General features: G+C 47.3%; 20 protein-coding genes. 16 read left to right on the forward strand and 4 right to left on the reverse strand.

Annotation, left to right across the window (positions count from 1 at the left end; translation table 11 throughout):
• The first annotated feature begins 2 nt into the window (after positions 1–2).
• The 4 genes from NYE54_RS15505 (at position 3) to NYE54_RS15520 (ending at position 3,195) form a co-directional block, all read left to right on the forward strand.
• Positions 3–647: an RNA ligase family protein gene (locus NYE54_RS15505; protein ID WP_339272982.1), complete on the forward strand. Its 645-nt coding sequence runs from the start codon at positions 3–5 to the stop codon at positions 645–647.
• A gap of 227 nt (positions 648–874) precedes the next feature.
• Positions 875–1,336, forward strand: coding sequence for a hypothetical protein (locus NYE54_RS15510; RefSeq protein WP_339272984.1), 462 nt, complete (start codon positions 875–877; stop codon positions 1,334–1,336).
• Positions 1,337–1,619: 283 nt separating this feature from the next.
• Entirely contained in the window at positions 1,620–2,069 is a 450-nt protein-coding gene (locus tag NYE54_RS15515) for a DUF1569 domain-containing protein (protein WP_339272986.1), read from the forward strand.
• Positions 2,070–2,190: 121 nt separating this feature from the next.
• The gene (locus NYE54_RS15520; RefSeq protein WP_339272988.1) at positions 2,191–3,195 is read left to right on the forward strand and encodes a MerR family transcriptional regulator; all 1,005 of its coding nucleotides are present in this window, start codon (positions 2,191–2,193) and stop codon (positions 3,193–3,195) included.
• 69 nt (positions 3,196–3,264) lie between these two features.
• On the opposite strand, the gene NYE54_RS15525 is transcribed toward NYE54_RS15520, so the two are convergent.
• The 3 genes from NYE54_RS15525 to NYE54_RS15535 form a co-directional block, all read right to left on the reverse strand.
• Positions 3,265–4,725 carry an alpha/beta fold hydrolase gene (locus NYE54_RS15525; protein WP_339272990.1) on the reverse strand — a complete coding sequence of 487 codons (1,461 nt, stop codon included), beginning with the start codon at positions 4,723–4,725 and terminating at the stop codon, positions 3,265–3,267.
• Between the two features lie 330 nt (positions 4,726–5,055).
• Complete coding sequence (locus tag NYE54_RS15530; protein WP_076323284.1) at positions 5,056–5,541, reverse strand: hypothetical protein; 486 nt, start codon at positions 5,539–5,541, stop codon at positions 5,056–5,058.
• 100 nt (positions 5,542–5,641) lie between these two features.
• Positions 5,642–6,292, reverse strand: coding sequence for a hypothetical protein (locus NYE54_RS15535; protein ID WP_339272993.1), 651 nt, complete (start codon positions 6,290–6,292; stop codon positions 5,642–5,644).
• A 165-nt stretch (positions 6,293–6,457) separates the two neighbouring features.
• Here NYE54_RS15535 and NYE54_RS15540 point away from each other — a divergent pair, with 165 nt between their 5' ends.
• On the forward strand, positions 6,458–6,643 hold the full coding sequence (locus NYE54_RS15540) for a hypothetical protein (RefSeq protein ID WP_339272995.1): 186 nt from the start codon (positions 6,458–6,460) through the stop codon (positions 6,641–6,643).
• Positions 6,644–6,751: 108 nt separating this feature from the next.
• Here NYE54_RS15540 and NYE54_RS15545 read toward each other — a convergent pair whose 3' ends face one another.
• A complete protein-coding gene (locus tag NYE54_RS15545; RefSeq protein WP_339272997.1) occupies positions 6,752–7,639 on the reverse strand; it encodes an AraC family transcriptional regulator in 888 nt (295 codons plus the stop codon).
• A gap of 123 nt (positions 7,640–7,762) precedes the next feature.
• On the opposite strand from NYE54_RS15545, the gene NYE54_RS15550 reads away from it, so the two are divergent.
• The 11 genes from NYE54_RS15550 to NYE54_RS15600 all read left to right on the forward strand — a co-directional run bounded on the left by NYE54_RS15550 (position 7,763) and on the right by NYE54_RS15600 (position 20,360).
• Positions 7,763–8,545, forward strand: a complete 783-nt coding sequence (locus NYE54_RS15550; protein ID WP_339272999.1) for a phytanoyl-CoA dioxygenase family protein — start codon at positions 7,763–7,765, stop codon at positions 8,543–8,545.
• 188 nt (positions 8,546–8,733) lie between these two features.
• Positions 8,734–10,497, forward strand: coding sequence for a histidine kinase (locus tag NYE54_RS15555; protein WP_339273001.1), 1,764 nt, complete (start codon positions 8,734–8,736; stop codon positions 10,495–10,497).
• A complete protein-coding gene (locus tag NYE54_RS15560) occupies positions 10,482–11,825 on the forward strand; it encodes a response regulator (protein WP_339273003.1) in 1,344 nt (447 codons plus the stop codon). The genes NYE54_RS15555 and NYE54_RS15560 overlap by 16 nt, the downstream gene beginning before the upstream one ends.
• Before the next feature lie 303 nt (positions 11,826–12,128).
• Complete coding sequence (locus NYE54_RS15565; RefSeq protein ID WP_339273005.1) at positions 12,129–13,853, forward strand: extracellular solute-binding protein; 1,725 nt, start codon at positions 12,129–12,131, stop codon at positions 13,851–13,853.
• A gap of 82 nt (positions 13,854–13,935) precedes the next feature.
• Entirely contained in the window at positions 13,936–14,826 is an 891-nt protein-coding gene (locus tag NYE54_RS15570; protein ID WP_339273007.1) for an ABC transporter permease subunit, read from the forward strand.
• 20 nt (positions 14,827–14,846) lie between these two features.
• Positions 14,847–15,734 carry a carbohydrate ABC transporter permease gene (locus NYE54_RS15575; protein WP_076323292.1) on the forward strand — a complete coding sequence of 296 codons (888 nt, stop codon included), beginning with the start codon at positions 14,847–14,849 and terminating at the stop codon, positions 15,732–15,734.
• Positions 15,735–15,762: 28 nt separating this feature from the next.
• Entirely contained in the window at positions 15,763–17,031 is a 1,269-nt protein-coding gene (locus tag NYE54_RS15580) for a Gfo/Idh/MocA family oxidoreductase (RefSeq protein ID WP_339273009.1), read from the forward strand.
• A 250-nt stretch (positions 17,032–17,281) separates the two neighbouring features.
• On the forward strand, positions 17,282–17,782 hold the full coding sequence (locus tag NYE54_RS15585) for a hypothetical protein (protein ID WP_339273010.1): 501 nt from the start codon (positions 17,282–17,284) through the stop codon (positions 17,780–17,782).
• A 37-nt stretch (positions 17,783–17,819) separates the two neighbouring features.
• Positions 17,820–18,287 (forward strand): hypothetical protein, encoded by a 468-nt coding sequence (locus tag NYE54_RS15590; protein ID WP_339273018.1) that lies wholly within the window; start codon positions 17,820–17,822, stop codon positions 18,285–18,287.
• Between the two features lie 206 nt (positions 18,288–18,493).
• On the forward strand, positions 18,494–19,651 hold the full coding sequence (locus NYE54_RS15595) for a type III polyketide synthase (RefSeq protein ID WP_339273020.1): 1,158 nt from the start codon (positions 18,494–18,496) through the stop codon (positions 19,649–19,651).
• On the forward strand, positions 19,638–20,360 hold the full coding sequence (locus NYE54_RS15600; protein ID WP_339273022.1) for a methyltransferase domain-containing protein: 723 nt from the start codon (positions 19,638–19,640) through the stop codon (positions 20,358–20,360). Before NYE54_RS15595 ends, NYE54_RS15600 begins: the two co-directional genes overlap by 14 nt.
• Positions 20,361–20,391 lie beyond the last annotated feature (31 nt).

Consider the following 20,391-nt stretch of genomic DNA (forward strand, 5'->3'; position numbering starts at 1 on the left):
CGATGAAAATGAAATATCCCAAAACGATGCATTTGCCCTGGTCCAGAGGTTATACGGATGACGATAAGATTTTACGGAGTACTGATCATTTTACGGGGCAGGAAGTTGTCATTACCGAGAAAATGGACGGGGAGAACACCACGATGTACCCCAATTACATCCATGCCAGATCTCTGGACAGCAAGGATCATCCTTCGCGTCATTATGTGAAGACGCTGCATGGTGGCATCCAGTTTTTGATTCCGGAAGGATATCGTCTCTGCGGGGAAAACGTATACGCCAAGCATTCACTTTCGTATTCGGCGCTGCCTGCCTATTACATGCTGTTTTCGGTGTGGAATGAGTATAATGTTTGCCTGTCATGGGACGAGACGGAGGCTTGGGCGGAACGTCTGGGACTTCTAACGGTTCCTGTCTTGTACCGGGGAATCTGGGACGAGGCTGCTGCCAAAGCTTGTTATACGAAGCGGTCAAACTGCGGAGGGGAGCAGGAAGGTTATGTGGTTCGGCTGGCTTCCTCATTCGCTTATGGCGATTTTAAGCGCAGCGTTGCCAAGTTTGTGCGCAAGAATCACGTACAAACCGATGAGCATTGGCTAAGCAAACCGATCGAACCGAATCGCTTGGCTTCTGGGAATAAACAGTAAGAATGAATAATTACCGATGATTTTTAGAAAACGAGGTGTTGATCATGTAATTCTAAGTTGCTATTTATATGAGATGATGTGAATACTTAGACACGAGCTGCCGCTGAAATCGGGGCTTTTTTTATTGATTTTTGTACATACTGATTACCATATTTTGTTAGTTCAAGTATAATGGACCTATACATAAGGATGAAAAACAGAACCATCTTGAAGATAGGAGATATAAGATGAATAAGAAAAGGATGTTTCAAGTTTCTGCTCCGTCAGGGGGCAGATTGATGATTTCGATGTTGATTTTAATCGCTATTCTTCTTGGCAACATAATAAGAGGCCATGAAGAAAAGGACATCTTTTATTATGTATGGATTGTATGGTTGGTTCTTTGCTCCGCCGTATTCGTCATCATCGTATATAGAACGTATGTGATGAAACCGGGCTTGATGGAAATGGATCAAGACGGAATTGTTATAAACGGTACAGAAATAAATGCTGAAGCTGTAGCGTGTTTATTGATCAACGATGACAAGAAGCGGGTAATCGGGATCAAGCCAAAAGGGCGTAAATTAGTCCCCTTAAAGCTATGTTTTACGTTCGCTGAGGAGCAGACTGAAGCCATCAGGCAGCTGGAAACATGGGCACAAGAACATCATGTGAAGATATCAAAGAGATTTTTTATGAGATGGATGTAGAGGAATTTGTGGAAGTAGAGCGAGTAGTGGATGTTAGGATTATCGATCCCCCGCAGGATAACCGCCGCTGTGTGTGCCCCAAGTATTATCCAGCTCTATTCAAGTGAGCAGAATGAATATTTAAGTTTATTACACCTAAAGGAGGAGTGGAAATATATACGCGAAACCAGGCGTCTAAAATATTAAAACAAGAAAGCAATCAAGAAGAAATGTCACGAAGATGGATCAGCTATAATGTAATCAGGTGTTTAGACCATGAATTTCATTATGGGGAGAGACAATCATGAATAATATGTACAATCATTTGGATATGACCCGAATATTAAACCGAATCGACACATTAAGCTCTCGAGCACAGCCGTTATGGGGAAAAATGGATGTTGCCCAAATGCTGTCTCACTGCTCCGCGTTCCAAGACATAGCCATGGGCATCACAAACCCGCCAAGAGGCTGGTTAGGTAGGTTGGTAGGGAATTTCGCGAAGCCCATTTTTTATAATGACAAACCGTTACCCCGCAATATGTCTACCATTCCGGATATTATGATTGTGGATGCAAGAGAATTTGAAACGGAAAGAGCACGATTGAAAGAAAAAATCATAGCGTTCCAAAAGAACGGACCTGAGAGATGTACCACGAAACCCCATTCATTCTTCGGTAAACTGACCCCGGAGCAATGGGGAAAAGGGTTATACAAGCATCTGGACCATCATCTAAAACAGTTTAGCGCTTAAGTCTCAAGAAACCGCAGACTCGCGGTATCTTTAATTCCTTACGGTTCTATTCATATCCTACAGCTTTATATGAAGGCATGCGACTTAAGATGGTATATACTATCTAATTGAGGTGAGTGGAGTGTATTCATACAAAGAGATCAGCTTACAGAGAGATGGGAACCGTAATTCCGTAACACATAAAGACGAAACTTATTCGATCGGACAAGTTGCTGCATTGTTGGGGTCTACTGTAAAAACGGTCCGTTACTATGACAAGATCGGGTTGCTTAAGCCCTCAAATTACACCGAGGGAGGGCACCGGCTGTATGCGAAGGATGATATTTGGCGTTTACAACTCATTACAACGCTGCGCTTTCTAGATTTCGAAATTGATGATATACGCAGGCTCATAGCTGGCGAAATCGAAATTGCTTCAGCCTTGGATTGGCAGATTGAGTCCTTGGAGGCGCAAGTTAGCACTCTGACGAGTATGATCTCGATTTTGCGTCAAGCGAAGACACACGACGAGGATTCGTTAGATTATATTCAAGACTTGGTCAAGACACGGACAACCAATAGTGAGAAGCGGAATCAATTTATGATGGATAAATTGGAGGATTCCAAATTTCTGGATGGAGTCCCTCAGGAATGGAGAAGATCATTTCTCTATTTCTTTAATAAATGTATTGTTAATCAAGTCAAAATAACGGCTAAACAAGCGTTTGTCTGGGATGAATTACAGGCGTTAATTAACGATCCCCAGTTTATTCCGGACCTGGTCCAAGATGAATTTCTTTTTTTCAACATGGTCAACCAGCCAAGATGGGGTGCCTCCGTATGGCCCAAGAAGATTGAGGATATCCAAAACCGGCTGAATACAGCCTTGGAGCGCAACCTTCCAGCTGGTAGTCCTTTCGTGCAATCCATCGTCGAGAATGCGGCCATGCTGTATGCAAACGCCGAACAGTCGATGAACCAAGAGGATGTTTTCCGTTACTTTGCGGAATATGCGAAAAGCCCTAGAACTGAACGTATTAAACGGTTCAATACATTGTGCGCAATATTAAGCCCGGAATACCGCTTGTTCTCAAAAGGGAACAACTTACTGCTTCAAGGCATCGAATGGAGGCTCGGACATATGTGACCACGCATTACTGAAAAAATAACCGGGGCGATAACGCCCCGGCTAAGAAGTTAAATGCATCCTTGGAATTCAGTCTGCGCCTTTCTGCAGTGAAAACGAAGAATGCTCTCCAATATTTTGTTCCATTAATTTAAACGGCTGCTGCTTTAAATAATGGTTAAAGAAATCTAGACTGAATTCGTTTATCAGGCGATGTGCATTTCGCACATCAACACCTTCCATCCATGCTAGCACAGGTGAAAGCAAGTACGTATCAGAGAAGCCCATGTGCTTCATATTTTTTATCTTCATCCAATAGTTCTCACCCGATGCCACGGAATTGTATCGTGATAACACTTCATCAAAGAACTTGTCCAGTTCCTCTCTTGTTGTTCCTTGGGAAGCGATATTCTCATCGCTCATATTGGCTGTTCCTGCTAGTGTGTCGTCAGCGCTCATCATCAGGAACGGTCTCTTCACTCCATCCTCCGGAAGCCGTTGTTCTCCGAATAATCCACCGTCCATGTTGATGGCAGCTTTCAGTCTGGGATCCTTCAACAGGGTTTGAACGGCAGTCGCCCCACCATAGGAGTGACCAAACATGCCCATGTTGTCCGTATCCATACGGCCTGTAAACCGATGATCCGGATCATTCACCGCGATCTTCTCAACCTGATCGATTACAAACATCGTATCTTCCACCCAGACCTTATTTAATTGATCTAAGTATTCGTACCCGCTATCCTCCAGAGGAGAAAAATTTACAACACGACCATCAGGGAATACGGAAGTGGTGCTATAGTACGTGTGATCAATGCCGATTACGATATATCCATGACTGGCCAACTCTTCAATCTGGAAGGTGTTTTGGTTCTTAACTCCATTGAATCCATGCGAGAATAGGAGAACCGGGTAGGTAGTTTCCTTATTCGATAGTTCTGCACCTTTGATCGCATGCGTTTTAATCAGTCCAAGGTTTTTAAACAACTGCTTAGGCATATGGAGCGCTTGGCTGTATCCATCTTCGAAAATATCGGGGTGTGCGACATATGGCGCTTGTTTGCCTTTCGCCGAAGGATTGGCCGGATACCAGATTTGTACCATTAACTCACGTTTATCGTCAGGTGTCGGCGTATTTGTTTCCTCACGCAGCTCATCTTTCCAATCATAAGTCACCGTTCCTATTTTATAGGGCCCCGTCGGCTTTTCAAATTTAAATACTGGAAGCAGGAGAGGCAGTGTCACCGCAATAGTAGAATACAGCACGGCCAGTGCAGCAATCAACGTGGTTTTAAATGGGAAGGCCTTCTTTTTGACTTTCTTTGATTTGGGAATGTACCTTAAGGCCAACACCATGATCGGGATAAACGTCATTGCATAGGCGGGGATCATTTGCCAACGCATTCCTTCGATAAGAATGTGCGCTAGCAGGAGTACGGCAGATATACCGAAACCAAAGATCAGATGTCGCTGCGGCTTGTTCCGAGCAAAGATCAACCAACCTAGCATAATCAGATTAAAGATGACAAACCACATTTCCAAAGTTCTCATAACAATGAAACCTCCTCAATTTCTGTTCTTGCTGTTTTTACAATGTAAGTATAAAACCTCCCCTAAGGGTACATTCAACAACAAAAAAATGAGCGTATGTATACGGTGCATTTAAGGAGTAAGAAGGAGGTAGGTTTTGTTAATACTTTGATATGATTGAACTAGAAAGCAGTGGGGGGGGGTCGTGTTTTCGGTTTTAGCTAACCGCTGATACTGAAAGAGAAATGAGATATGCAGTTATGATGCGTTAAAAAACCGTAGAGCCAGCACACAACGAAGTGGTTGGCTCTACGGGGGTGGAAGGTGTTGCTGCAGATTATGTATTTTTCGTTATAACCAATCCTCGTATTTCTCCATCGTAAATTCGCCTTCCAGCTCCAACCGGGTATCCGGTTTACTGCCGTCATAATAGTCGACGTCCATCGTTGATCCGGTCCAATATACGTAAAATACGCCATTTCCTCTATACTCAATGCGTCCCCGGTTATCATTTACCTCCTGGTGCTCAAAATAATACAGTCTTGCATCCAGGCTTCTGGAGTTCTCGTTATAACCATGGGCTATCGCAAATTGCAGCGGTGCAAACTCATCTAGTTTTAACGTATCTAGATAAATCGTAAGCTCCGCGTCCGGATTGTTCAGTAATTCATCCGAATCCGGTAAACACTGGAGCGGCTCGGGATCCGTCTCCGTCTCAAACCAGAGCATGATTTGCGGCCGTTCATTGACTTGGGTTCGGGTGGCATAGGCTTTGGATTCGACCAAAGCGTGTTTTTCGGTTCCGTTATAACGGATTAAAGTTAAAGTCCCTGTCATGCGAATCTCCTTATCTATTTTTCCTTAAGCACATTGAACCCTTGCACCTACCGGTTTCATGCCTTGTATCGTTACGGTCTAATTGGCCGTCCAGACATCTTTACTGAAGCGATAAATATTCCAGCAGGGCATCCATTTGCTCGCTTCCCAAAAGATCAGTCAGTGATGGCATCACATGGGCGAGAAAATCCGGTTTTGTCTCATAAGTTTCTTCGTCGCTGGTTTCACCCTGGAAAAGCAGAGCTCCTTCAATAAGAATGGACAGCGCGTGAAAGCAATCCGCAAGCGAATTCGCGACCAGTTTAGGCTCGCCACCTTCAAATGCGGCGTATACGGGTGAACCACTGGCTTGGACGTCAACGATCAGGGGATCATCATTCACATTGGCAATCACGACGTGATGAGCTGGCCAAATGCTCGATTCTACGGTTTCACCCTCGTCGCTAATCCAGCGATAGCCCATTTGCTGCCGGACCAGATGCTCAGGAGACACAAAGTAGATGACAGCCGATTCTCCGATCTCAACCGCCGCGTTCTTCATTTTATGGGTTCCTTCGGCCTTAGCGTCAACCATCTCATAATGGCTGTATAGATAACTAAGCTCAGGAGACAGTGTTATGCGCTCATCTACAGTCGGCAGTTGAACTTCGGACCGCTGTCGTATTTCATGATCGGTGAAGAGCCCGAAATCTCGATTATATAAATCCTGTTGTTCTATGAATCTAGTTAAAGCCTCTTCCAGTTCCAGCATTTATTTCATCCCTTCCAGCATATTAACCGAATTATAACATGCCAAGTCACCGTGGTTAAGCATGGGGAATTCAAACTCAGGAATGAGATATGGTAGAGTATCCCTTATGGAGAGAATCTATGAAACGACTGAAGATGATATAACGGATGCTTAGGATGGTGTGTTATGAATTGGAACTATTCGGAAAGCGATGAAGCCTATGAGGCCATAGAGCGATATTGGAATCGTCTGTTTGTTAAAATACTGGGCGTTCATGACGCTGATGATTGGATTACGCCTTACTATAAACACCAGTTTGCGGATGGTACCCCGATGAGGGACGCTAATCCAATATTTTCGGCGTCCGGATGAACGATTTGACAATACAAGGTACACCCGAACTTCAAAGCGGTGATGGATTGGCTTGGCATAACGGTTCCCGTAGGAAATATCTATGAGCGGTAACATTGGTCTGAGAGATCATTCCTGATGATCCGCCTCTAAGGCCCATTTCGCTCGATAAGCGGCAGGGGGAATACCTTTGAACTTGGTGAACAGCCTTGTGAAGTAATGAACGGATGAGAACCCGGTTCGCTCTGCAATCACCTTGATGGGATCACGGGTATGCTGGAGCATTAACTCGGCCGCCCGGATGCGTTCGGTGCGAACCATGGAGGAAAAGGATTCATGAATGCTTTCCGCAAACAATCGGGATAAGTGCCGCTCGGACATATTCAGGTAAGCCGCCAGTTCGGGTAGTGACACAGACCTGCTGAGGTTGTCTCTTATGTACAATTTTGCCTTTTGAATGAGTTGTAACGCGGATGAAAAGAGAGGCGTGCTTTCGAAGCTGCCGGAAGCCCCGAGCAGGACAGGTAAGGACTGGAGGAGTGCATGTGCTAGCTTGGGCAAGAGCGATGCAGGCACCGATGCCACGGGTTCTGAGCGCATCAGCATGGATTTCCATATTTGGATGGCAGGCGAATCGCCCGCATGCTCGGTCCAAACGGCACATCGATGAAGAGCCTCTTCGTATTTCACTGTTACTTCTTGGGCAAACGGTCTCTCCATCGCTTCAAACGCGACGAATAACAGATTCAGACTGTCTACGTCTTTGATCTGATGTAACCGACCTGGGCGCGTACAGAAGGCGACCCCCTCATATAAGGGATAAGTCTGATCTCCGTCCATATATACACCGGTTCCACCGTCCACATAACAAATCTCATAGAATGAATGGCGGTGTAAGGAATTGGCCGTCAAATGCCGGACACTCCCCCAGTAATAGACGAGGAATGAGAGGCTTTCACCTTCAAGTCGTCCAGCATAACGATTAAGACGTTCCTCGCTTTTGCTCCATTGATACAAGGCATTAGCAGCTCCTTTGGCGTGATATTGCAAAACGTCGTCATCTTCGTGCAAATACGATTTCGCTTGCCCTTACTATAATGAACTCAGATAAACCATAACATATCGAGAGGGTGCAAGGTGATGATGGACGAGAAGGAAATGCAATTTTACAAAGACAATGGGTACCTGCTGGTTCGAGGCGTTTATAATCAACAGGAAGTAGAGGATATGAGAGCGGCGGTTGATGGGATCATCCAAAGGGCGGCACGAACCAAATTGGATCAAAACCATGCCTGGCAAGGCGACTTCCTGCCGCCTGAGCAGCTTAAGAAGCTGGTTCTGAAAGGCTTTCACGATGTGCACTACCATGATGCCGCGTTCATGAGAGCCGCAATCCATTCCCGAATGACAGAAGTGTTGAACGGAATCATCGGTCCGAACGTGCAACTGCATCACTCGAAAATGCTGGTGAAGCCTCCTGCTAACGGGGCCGCGTTTCCCATGCATCAAGATTATCCATATTTCCCTCATCGCGATCACACCATGTTAGCCGCCAGCGTTCATCTGGACGATGCCGATATGGAGAACGGCTGCCTATGCGTTGTGCCAGGATCCCATAAACAGGGCGTTTTGCCGCATATCGGCGCTTATTATTTGAACCACATGGAGTATCCCTTATCCTCGGGAACCCCGTGCCCGGCCAAGGCGGGCGATGTGCTTTTCTTTAATTACCTGACCATTCATGGCTCGGACGTGAACCGGAGCGACCGTACGCGGAGAAACATCCTGTTCCAATATCGTGACGCTGCGGATGTGCCTACCGCGGATGTTCATTTCGATTGGGGAATGGGCTTAATGGTAAGCGGAACGAATCCGGATTTCAACAACGTGAAACCAAAATATGAAATTATCCGTTCGAAATGATCACGCAGTCGGATCCCTATGCTGAATTATAAGCCTGACTAAGCCCCTCAGCGGGGCTTTTTTCTATGCCTGGAACTTGTGCCTTGTCATGTTCACACCTAACAATGTAAAAATAATTCGTTGTAATGTCGGCTGGCCCCCCTATACTAGATGATAATAGATTGGTTGATACCAAATGGGGGGAAAGCATGAAACTTCAAGCTCCGGGCAAAGCATCGAAATGGTTTGTGTACCAGAAAATTGTCATTGTTTTTATTCTATTACTACTTCCTCTCATCTCGATGAATATTTGGTTGAATTATAAGGGGATGTCCGTTACGAAGGAGTCCCTCTTGAACTCTGCTACGGCTGGCGCCTCCTTCTATTCCAAGCAGCTCGATAAGGAGATGTATTTTATTCGGAATTTGCAGCTGCAGCTGCTGAATGACAAGGATCTGCAGAAACTGAGCTTTCGGGGCAGTATGCTTGAGGACTATGGCGAGGTGGAGCTGATTGATCAGGTCAGGGATCGGCTAGCAACCCTCATGGTTTCCAGCGAGTACATCGTGAACGCCGGGGTTTACGTGAAGGATATTGGGAAAACGATCTCGACCACAACGGGCGTGACCAATACGCCGAATAAGGAAATGGCACTGATCTCCTCCATGATGACGGTTATGCCAAAGCCTTCTTTTTATAGAAGCGGCGACCGCATTTTTCTGATTGAAACCGAAAACAACGGCGGCATTTGGTCCTACATCGAAATTTCCCGATCCAAGCTGCTGGGGGCTTTAAGCGAAATCGCCAAGCTGTATCCGGAATCCGAAGTATTACTCGGGAGTAAAGAAGGGGGGACCATATTAACGACAGCTCTGCGGGCAGATGAGTCATCCGAGATTTTGAGCCATATTCTGGACAATCCCAGCCCGGAGCAAAGTGTGCCGGGGACGGGAGAGCTGAATGGTGTAGACTATTTTATCATCGAGAATGAAGTTAGCGCGCTGGATCTGTCCTTGGTCATGTATGTGAACCAGAATGAAATCACGCGGCCTTTAAGCCAATTCATTACATGGTTTTATACGTTGTTTATTCTGGCGGTGATCGTCATGGTGCTTTATTCGTTCTCGGTCAATCTGATGATCCACAGGCCACTGTCAAAGCTTGTTAAAGCCTTTCATATGATCGAAACCGATAATTTGAATATCATGATCGAGTCCAGAAGCAAAGATGAGTTTCATTACGTATTTAACGGGTTCAACAGGATGGCGTTTAAGCTCAAACATTCGATTGAGGAAAACTATGAGCAAAAAATAGCACTTCAGCACTCGCAGCTGAAGCAGCTGCAGTCTCAGATCAATCCGCATTTTCTATATAACAGCTTTTTTAATATTTATATGATGTGCAAGGTTGGAGACGCGGATAGCGCGGCGGAGCTCTCGCAAAAGCTGGGAAGCTACTATCAATACATCACGAGAAGCGGCTCCGACGAGGTGCCTTTCTATAAGGAATACAAGCATGCACTGGATTACTGCGACATTCAAGGTATCCGCTTCTCGAACCGGATTGCATATGAGCATAAGGAAATTTCGGACATCCCGCCGTCCATAACCGTTCCGAGACTCATCATACAGCCTATCGTGGAGAATGCGTTTGAGCACGCGTTCGAAGACGGTATGGAGGAGGGGAAATTATATATCAGCAGCGATTACCGGGAAGGCAAATTGCGTGTCACGGTGGAGGATAACGGGAAGCTGCTAACGAATGAGATGCTGCAGTGTTTGCAGGACAGGCTGGCTATGGATTCGAAGCATATTGAAAAAACAGGATTGATCAACGTGAACAACCGGCTTCAGCTTAAATATGGGCTTGGAAGCGGATTATTCATCTCACGCAGCGCCTATGGCGGATTAAAGGTGGATCTGATCATTATCATCGATGGGATAGAGGAGGCATCATCATGTACAGACTGTTGATCGTGGACGACGAACCTGTCATCGTTAACGGCTTGGTTCAGCTTTTTCAGGAGCAAACGCAATTGGAACTGGATGTATGCAAAGCTTATTCCGCCAAAGAAGCGCTAGAGATTGCCAGGAGAATGAAGCTGGACATCCTGGTCAGCGATATACGAATGCCCCAAAAGAACGGGCTGCAGCTGATTGATGAAATTACATACTATTGGCCGCATTGCCGAATCATTTTCCTGACCGGCTATAGTGAATTTGATTATGTGCATGAAGCACTGCGCAAAAACGTGGATAACTACATCCTGAAGACCGAAGGAATCGATCCGATTTTCCAAGCTGTCCAAGTGGCTTCTTCTAAACTTGATGAGGAAAACGGTCGCAGAATCCAGGCGGAAAAGGCAAAGGTGCATTTTCAACTCGCCGAACCTCTGCTGAAACGGGAGCTGATACGAAAGGTATTGAATGGAGAAGCCGCCCGTTCTCTGCTGTCCGAGTCCCGTTATGAAGAAGTGGAGTTCAGCATCGATGTAGACCAGCCGGCATTCTTTATCTTGGGAAGGATCGACGGTGCGTCGGAGACGAAAACAAAGGATGTGGCGCAAGCTGTTCAGATGACGTTTATCAACGATTTGCCCAATTCATTTGCATGTGAGCATGCTATTCTGGACGATGCCTTACAGGTATGGCTGCTGCAGCCGGACGTGGAGCTTCGGGATCGTTTTCGTGGTGATGCGCAGGAAAATGAGCTTCATTGGCATGGGGTTATGTCTTATATGAGAGGCATCCTGGAGCTGGTTCAGAATGAATGCGAAGAACTGCTCGGCGTTTATGTTTCTTTCGGGATCTCGGGCAATCTGCATGATAAGTGGTATACCTCGGGGCAGCAGCTTGATATTTTACGATCCATGCTGCAGAGCAGGGCTGCGCTTGGTCAAAATATGGTTATTGTGAACATCGAAAAGGCTAAAGAGTTTGAGGAAACGAACCAAGATTATGACCGCTTCAAGCAGGATGACATGAAATTCGACGTGATCGACCGGATCCATAAATATATCATGGAGCATTTATCCGGGGATGTCTCCTTGACCGCCATTGCGGAGGAGGTCAATTTTAACCCCTCCTATCTTTCGCGCTACTACAAGCAGCTGACAGGACACAACCTGCTGGAGTATATCCAGGCGAAGAAGCTGGAGGGGGCGCTCCATCTGATGTTGCATACGAATATGAAATTGCAGGAGATTGCCACCCGGCTCGGATTCGAATCTCCTTCGTATTTCACTACATTTTTCAAGAAAAAGATGGGGGTTTCCCCTCAGGAATACCGAAATACCCAATAATAGGTAGTTCAAAAAGTCCGCTTTTGATCACGAAGCGAATCAGGAAGCAGCTCGGCATCGAATCTTGAATTCAGCCGGGCTTTCCGGTGCTCACGTACCCAAAACGTACGCTCCGCTCCTCACTCCCTAGCTTCATCCAACCTTCTCGGTGCTGAAAATCGATCTTTTTGAACACGCACAATAAGTAAAAAAAGTGAAAGCGATGTAAAAAACTTAAAATTGATAGCGCTTTCGGGCGGAATCTATAATAAGACGTAAGAAGCACAGATATGAAGATTACGCCAGATAAAGGGGGACGCAATCATGAGATGGATCAAGCTAGCGAAGATGATGTTGATTAGCACGATGACGCTTTCGGTAATGGCTGCATGCTCGAATCAGGTAAAAGAATCTGAAGGGACGCCGGCCAAATCCTCTACGGAGGATGCAAAAACCAATACCGCACCACCCGAACCTCTCGGCAAATATCCTGAAACGGTGACGGTCACGCAAGTGCTCGGCTACAATCCGCCGGAGGACCCGCGGACGCCTCAAGGGATTACACCTGAACAGAATGCTTACTTTAAAGATCTCAAAGACATGCTGAACATTGAGGTTCAGTACAAATGGACGGTGCCTTCGAGCCAGTTCGAACAGAAGTTTTCGTTAGCCATGGCTTCGGCGGATCTGCCGGATATTATGGAACTGGACCAGAAGAACTTCGAGAAGTTGAAGAAACAGGGGATGCTAGCCGATCTTACCCAGGCTTACAACGACTATGCTTCACCGGCACTGAAAAAATACATGGAGTCTGACGGCGGCTTTGCGATGAAGACGTTTACGTCGGAAGGAAAACTGCTCGCGATTCCCGGATTTGAGGATCCTTTCCTGTCTACCCAGCTGCTCTGGATCCGCAAAGACTGGCTCGACAACCTGAATTTGCAGCCGCCGCAAACCATGGATGAGCTGGAACAGGTTGCAAGGGCCTTCGTGCAGCAGGATCCGGACCAAAACGGTAAAAATGACACATACGGTATCGCGATGCAGAAGAATCTGTTCTTCTGGGGATTTGACCTTAGAGGTTTCTTCAATGGATTTGGCGCATATCCGTCCATCGGAGACAACCAGTCGGCCTGGATTAAGGATGACAGCGGCAAGCTTGTACCTGGACTCATTCAACCGGAAGTAAAGACCGCGCTAGGCAAGCTGCAGTCCTGGTACAAGGAGGGGATTCTGGATAAAGAATTTGCCTTGAAGGACGAGAACAAGTCCGTTGAAGATATTACCGCAGGCAAGGTCGGCATTTCCTACGGGGAATGGTGGTATCCGAACTGGCCATTGAATCTCAATGTCGATAAAGATCCTAAGGCAGAATGGATTGCCCTTCAGATTCCTGGACTGGATGGACCCGGCAAGTCCATGGTCCCTAAGATCCGCAGCAACAAGCTCGTGGTCGTGAACAAAAAAATGAAGAATCCGGAAGCCGCCATTAAGATGATCAACTTCTACATCGAGGTGGGCAACAAGAAGTACATGGATCAGAATAAAGCGGAAAAAGGATATGTATACAATTGGTTCGTTCCACGAATTTATAATCCGGCCCAAATTGACACGATCTATACGGAAGTTAACAAAGCGCTTGACGCGAACCAATCGGAAATTACGCTGGATGACGAGAACTACAAAAATGTGGCGGACGTCTTCAAAGCAACGAAGGATTACCTTGCAGGTAATACCGCAGATGCCTCGAAAGGCGTGAATTGGGGCCAATATTTCAGTCGGGCGGCAAAAGACGGCGGCTGGGGAACGACGCGGCAAATCAAAGAGAGTCAGGCTTACGTGAACAATGAATTCTACGGCCTTCCCACGGCAACGCAAGTGGAGAAGGGATCCCAGCTCGATAAACTGATGCAGGAAACCTTCACCAAGATCGTCATGGGCGCTTCGCTGGATGAATTCGATAAATTCGTTCAGAGCTGGAAGTCGCTTGGCGGCGATCAGATTACGCAAGAGGTCAACGATTGGTACGGCCAGCAGAGTGCCAAATAATCTTTGAATGATGGAACGGGAGGATGTGCCTTTAGGAAGTTGGCAGATTCCTCCCGTTTTAAATGGACGGGGAGGTTCATCTGTGAGAACGCTAAAAAAAGAATATCTGCTGCATTTGATGTTGCTACCTGGAGTTATCGTCACGTTGATTTATGCTTATGGGCCTATGGCTGGCCTAGTGATGGCTTTTCAACAGTTTGAGCCGCTGGCCGGGTTCTTCCACTCGGATTTCGTTGGCTTTGATAATTTCCGGTATGTATTTGAACTGCCTGATTTCAAGCAAGTACTGTGGAACACCATTGTCATTTCCGTATTTAAAATGATTTTGTTTTTACTTGTGCCTCTGATTCTGGCACTGCTTCTCAACGAAGTCACCCGAAGATGGTTCTCGCGTTTTATCCAATCCGCTATCTTCCTGCCATTCTTTCTGTCCTGGACGGTGCTTGGCGGCGTCATCATCGAATTGTTTTCCTTGAATGGTCCGGTGAACGGGTTGCTGGGCTCACTGGATATGGAACCGATCATGTTCATGCTGGATAACCACTGGTTCCGTGGGATTATCATCGGTTCGGACGTATGGAAAGGCATGGGCTATAACATGATTGTTATGCTCGCAGCCATAACAGGAATCCATGCAACGCTGTATGAAGCTGCAGAAGTAGACGGAGCGGGAAGATGGAAACAGATGATTCACATTACGCTCCCGGGCATGGCACCGATTCTCATCCTGCTGGGTGTATTAAGTCTTGGCGGCATTCTCAACGCCGGTTTCGAACAGATTCTGATTATGTACAACCCGACGGTTTATGAGGGGGCGGATATTATCGATACCTTCGTCTATAGGCTCGGAATGTTCAGTCAGCAATTCGGACCTGCCGCCGCGGTCGGCTTCTTTAAATCCGTCATCTCTCTGGCTCTCGTGGCTGTGACGTACTATGCGGCTTATAAATATAACAATTATCGGATCTTTTAGGCTGGAGTGGAGGTAGGAAAATGCACAAACCAACGATCAGCAGAAGGCTGTTTGTAATCGTGAATACGCTGGTTCTATCCGCAATCACCTTGCTCGGTATCATTCCGTTCATTCATTTGCTCTCGATTTCGTTAAGCTCGAATACAGCAGCGATGGCGGGGGAAGTGAGGCTCTGGCCGGTCGGCTTTAACTTGGATGCTTACCGATACTTGGGCGAAAAGGTCGAGTTTTTTCGATCGTTCCGGGTTTCGTTAACGCGGGTCGTGCTAGGGACGGCAGTGAATATGTTTTTGGTATTTATCACCGCGTATCCCTTATCAAAATCAAATCATCAATTTAAGTTCCGAACACCGTATGTGTGGTTTTTTGCCATTACGATGTTTTTCGGCGGGGGCTTGATTCCCACTTACATGATCGTGAAGAATACCGGCTTGATTGACTCCGTATGGGCTCTGATTCTGCCTGGGGCACTCAATGTATGGAACATGGTCCTGATGTTGAACTTCTTCAGAACGATTCCGAAGGAGCTGGAGGAGGCGGCAACGATTGACGGCGCCGGACACTGGCGAATATTATGGCGTATCTACCTGCCGGTTTCCCTGCCGTCCATTGCAACGATCGGCCTGTTTACCATCGTGGGACACTGGAATGCTTGGTTCGACGGCATTTTATACTTGAATTCGCCGGATAAATATCCGCTGCAAACCTATTTGTCTACACTCATCATGTCAATCAACTCCCAAATGACTTCGATCTCGATCGAGCAGATCAAGGCGATGGAGAATTTGAGTGAGAAAACGCTCCGGACTGCCCAAATATTCATGGGCGCGCTGCCGATCATGGTCGTGTATCCGTTCCTGCAGAAGTACTTTGTCAAAGGGATGACGGTCGGAAGCGTCAAAGAATAAGTGCTTACAAAAAAAGGAGAAGAGTCGGATGAATAAGGTTAAGGTTGCCCTTATCGGAGCAGGACTGCGAGGCATCAATTATATGGAATATGCCCTGATGCACCCTCATGAGCTTGAGGTGGTTGCCGTCGCGGAACCGAATCAGCAGCGGAGGGAACAGTTTAAAGCTAGGCATGGCCTTGAAGATGCATCGTGCTTCGAGAATTGGAATGATTTCTTTGCAGGGCCCAAACTCGCGGACGCGGTATTGATATGCACCCAGGATAAGCAGCATTTCGAACCAACGATGCGGGCGCTTGAAGCCGGTTACCATGTGCTGCTGGAGAAGCCGATGTCACCGGATCCCGAAGAGTGCATCAAGATGGGTGAGATGGCTTCGCAGGCCGGACTGGTGTTTTCGATCTGTCACGTGCTGCGGTATACGCCGTTTTTCACGACTTTAAAGGAACTGCTGGAGCGTGAGACCATTGGCCAATTGATGTCCATCCAGCATAACGAGAACGTGGGCTATTGGCATCAGGCGCACAGTTTTGTGCGGGGGAATTGGCGTCGTAAGGAAGATTCCAGTCCGATGATTCTCGCCAAGTCTTGTCATGATCTCGATATTTTGCTCTGGCTTGCCGATTCCGATTGCCTTCGGGTATCCTCTTTCGGCTCGTTAAGCCATTTTACGGCTGAACAAGCACCGGAAGGCGCACCTAAACGCTGTTTGGACGGATGCCCGGTCTCGGATCAGTGCCTCTATTATGCGCCTGATCTATATTTGACAGAGGATATGAATTGGCCAACGTCGGCGATCAGTGATGATATGAGTTATGAAGCCCGTTATAAGGCATTGCTGGAGGGGCCATATGGCCGCTGCGTATATCATTGCGATAATGATGTTGTGGACCACCAGGTCGTCAATTTGGAATTTGCCAATAACGTAACGGTTGCGTTTACGATGAGTGCGTTTACGCGAGATGTCAGCCGCACAATCAAGCTGATGGGAACCCGCGGGGAAATCCGCGGAGCTATGGAGAAGAATGAAATTGAGATCATTCACTTTGGCAGCGGCAAGATCGAGCGAATATCTTTTGCAGATAGGGGCGGGCATGTCGGGCACGGAGGCGGTGATATGGGCCTGATCAAGGATTTTCTGAGGCTGGTGCAGACAGGGGCAAGCGATCAAGGGCTTACTTCGGCAAACCGTTCCGTTCAAAGCCACCTCATGGCGTTTGCGGCTGAGCAGTCGAGAGTGGATGGAAAGGTCATCTCGATAAAGGAATTTGAGCAGCAGTTCAGCGCGCAAGTATAAACGATGCCCGGGAAATAATCTGTAGATCGCAAGCCTGATTGCTGTTGCAATCGGGCTTGTTTTGTATTCTAAGGCACAACGCCAAGTGGCTGGCTATGGTAAAATAAACCTAGCGCTTGATAATGGAACAAATAGATCGGCAGGAATTTGAATCATGAAGGAGCACTCCGTAAAGGACACAACGCGAGCCGCTTCCGAAATGTAGGAGTTGACGATTATAAAATATCTAAAAGATGTTCAGGAGCCGGGGATGGGAACCTGGTATTTTGAAATTGACAACAACGGCACGACTTATAGACAGATCGTTCTTGATGAGGATGGCAGCTGCATTACTTCCAACCGGAAACACGATACCTCTCATTTCATGCTGGCGGAGCACCCTCTTGATCCGGAGGAACCCTATTATACAGAAATCAGTCAAGCGGCATTCGAGGAGCTTTGGATGGAACAGCTGCAAGCTGGCCTGGAGGACTGGCATCGGACTCAACGTTTATTTCCAGTCGGTGCTAAAGTGGAAGGATTCATCGAGGCCTTTTTTCCGCAAGGCACATTAATTAACTTGTTGGAACCGGGGGCCGTAGGCTTGACGGACACGTCCGCTCTGAAATCGCGTGCCCCTGCTGAATGGATGTACCCTCGTTATCGGGTCATTGCCGAGGTATCCGGTTACGATGAAGTAAACCAATGGGTCCTTCTTGCCGATGCAGAAATTCCGGGAAGTCAGTTTAATGAAGGTGAACTTGGCGAGTAGGAAGGAGTATAGGATGATCGAAAGGAGTGTTTGAATGATGTGCAGTAGCAGTTGGACTGCAGGTGAGCTTGTTGTTAATGGAGAACGGGCCATTCACCCCGGTTTAACCGAAGATCCATTATGTGCATCCAAACTTTATACCCTGTATTTTCACTCTGCCCGCTCCATGGGGAATGGCTATGAGTGGTTTTATTTTAACGAGGTTCCGTTGATGGATGAATCGGTATTTGTGTCCATATGCTTTCATGCAGGTAAGCTATATGCGGTAGAATTGTCCGTTCAGGGGGAGCAATTTCCGACTTCGTGGGATAACTGGACCGTGGAAGGCGAGCGGAGAAGGTACGAGAAGCATAGGAACATGCTTGAGAGGGCTTTATGTTTAATGCCTAACTATGAGCAGGAACGTCCTTATCCATATGTGGAATACCAGATGGAATGGGGGAATATCACATCCTATCAGGATCCGCGTTCAGGATCAACGGCCATCGCGTTTTCTTTTACGTGATGTGATAATAATAGTTAGCCCAGGAAACCACGTTCGTCGTGGTTTTTTTTTGCGACTACGGACATGCGGATTAAGCCTTCGGTGTGAATTGGATATAATTTGCTAAGTTCGGGTTATCCTAATCTCAAAAGTAAGTCTTAGGACGAATTCAAAATACCCAGGAAAGGGTAATCATGTATAATTCCAAGACGATACAGGAGGTTAGCATGAAACATACAAACGGTATGTCCGATGTTGCGATTCTCGGGATGGGGACGGCATTGCCGGCACATTCGGTGGCACAGTCGGATATCGCGGAATTAATTGCCTCTACGCTGCAGGATAAACCTGATCTGGCCCGCTTTGCTCGAAGAGTATTTAGATCCTGCGGTGTCGAAAATCGTTATACCTGCGAACCCAACTACCTTGGTCCATTGGAAGAGTGCCGCTATTTGCCTTCTCATGACGAGTCAGACATCCCTACAACCGAGGAACGAATGGATACATACAAACGGGAGGGCCTCCCGCTTGGTATAGAAGCAGCCGAGCAGGCCTTGAAGGATGCAGGTATGTCGCCGGATCGAATCACGCATCTCATTACGGTCAGCTGCACGGGTCAATACCAGCCCGGTATGGATGTACTGTTGATCCGTCATTTGGGGCTTTCTCGACGGGTTAATCGCCTGCCATTGATATTCCAGGGATGTGCTGCCGGCCTTAAAGCGATTCAAATGGCGCGGGATGTTGTCATAGGGGCGCCGGGGTCGCAAGTATTGATTGTGTGCGTGGAGCTTTGCACTCTTCATTTTCAACCGGTCAAGGAGAGGGAGGCACTGTTTGCAGCCTCGTTTTTCGGTGATGGAGCCTCATCTTGTGTCATCGGTCATCCGGCAACGGATCATCGGCATTATTTGGAGCTTGGCTCGGGTTATTCGGTCCTGCTGCCGGATTCCACGGAGGATATGACATGGGAGGTAGGCAACACAGGCTTTGATCTTTTTTTATCCCCGCGTATTCCCAAGCTTCTCGGTATTCACCTGGAGGAAGAACTGCGTGTTCTGCTGAAGGGCGATAAGCTGCCGGAATTGTGGGCTATCCATCCTGGCGGACGGGGCATCGTGGATTCGGTGCAGGAAGTCATGGGCCTGACCGATGAACAAACCAAATACAGCCGGGACATCTTAAGAACGGCAGGGAATCTCTCCTCCGTGACCATTTTGTTTGTGCTGAGTGCGATGCGCAAGGAGATGCAAGGGATGAATAAAGCTTCCACGGAAGGGGTAGCCATGGCCTTCGGGCCGGGCCTGACAGCGGAGCTTATGCGCTTTACCTATGTGAAGGCTTATGCGTCATCGGTTAAGGAGCAGGACCATGTCCTTCTTTAGAACCCTGTCCATCCGGGCGGAGGAAGATGAGCTTATGGATGACTTCTCCATGGGAGGAGAAGAGCTGAGCGAAGCGCTAAAGCATTTAAGGCGGCTGAATCGGATCTTTGCTGCACCGGGACCTACCCTGGACGGCGTGGAGAAGCTTTGGAAATCGATTGGCTGCCCGAGGACCCTTAGCATCATGGACGTAGGGGCCGGTTCAGGCGATGTAAACCAGAAGCTGCTGCAATGGTCGAATCAAAGAGGTATCCAGCTGAATATTACCTTGGTCGATATGACGGAAGAAGCATGCGATGAGGCTAGACGACTGTTTCGAAACGAGCCGAGGGTTCAAGTTCGACGTGCCGATGTTAAAGAGTTACCCGATGCATCGGCAGATATTGTGACTGGTTCCCAGTTCATCCATCATTTCCAGGGCGATCAGCTGGTGGACATGGTGACGCATATGCTGCGAACCTCTATTCACGGGGTCGTCATCAATGATATCCATCGGCATCCGGTCCCCTACACGGCAGTTTGGATTACAACGCGCATCATTTCCCGCAATCGTTATATTCGCCATGATGGTCCGTTATCGGTTGCTAAGGGATTTAAAGGGAAGGATTGGAGGGAGTTGAAACAGCAGCTCAATCACGACACCATGACCTATAAATGGAAGTCGTTATTCCGTTATTCCGTTGTTATCCCGAAACATGGGACTCCCTAGTCCTCTACTTGTTAACAAGCCAATGTTCTTC

Source organism: Paenibacillus sp. FSL K6-1330, assembly GCF_037976825.1.
In the GTDB taxonomy this organism is placed as follows: Bacteria; Bacillota; Bacilli; order Paenibacillales; family Paenibacillaceae; genus Paenibacillus_AQ.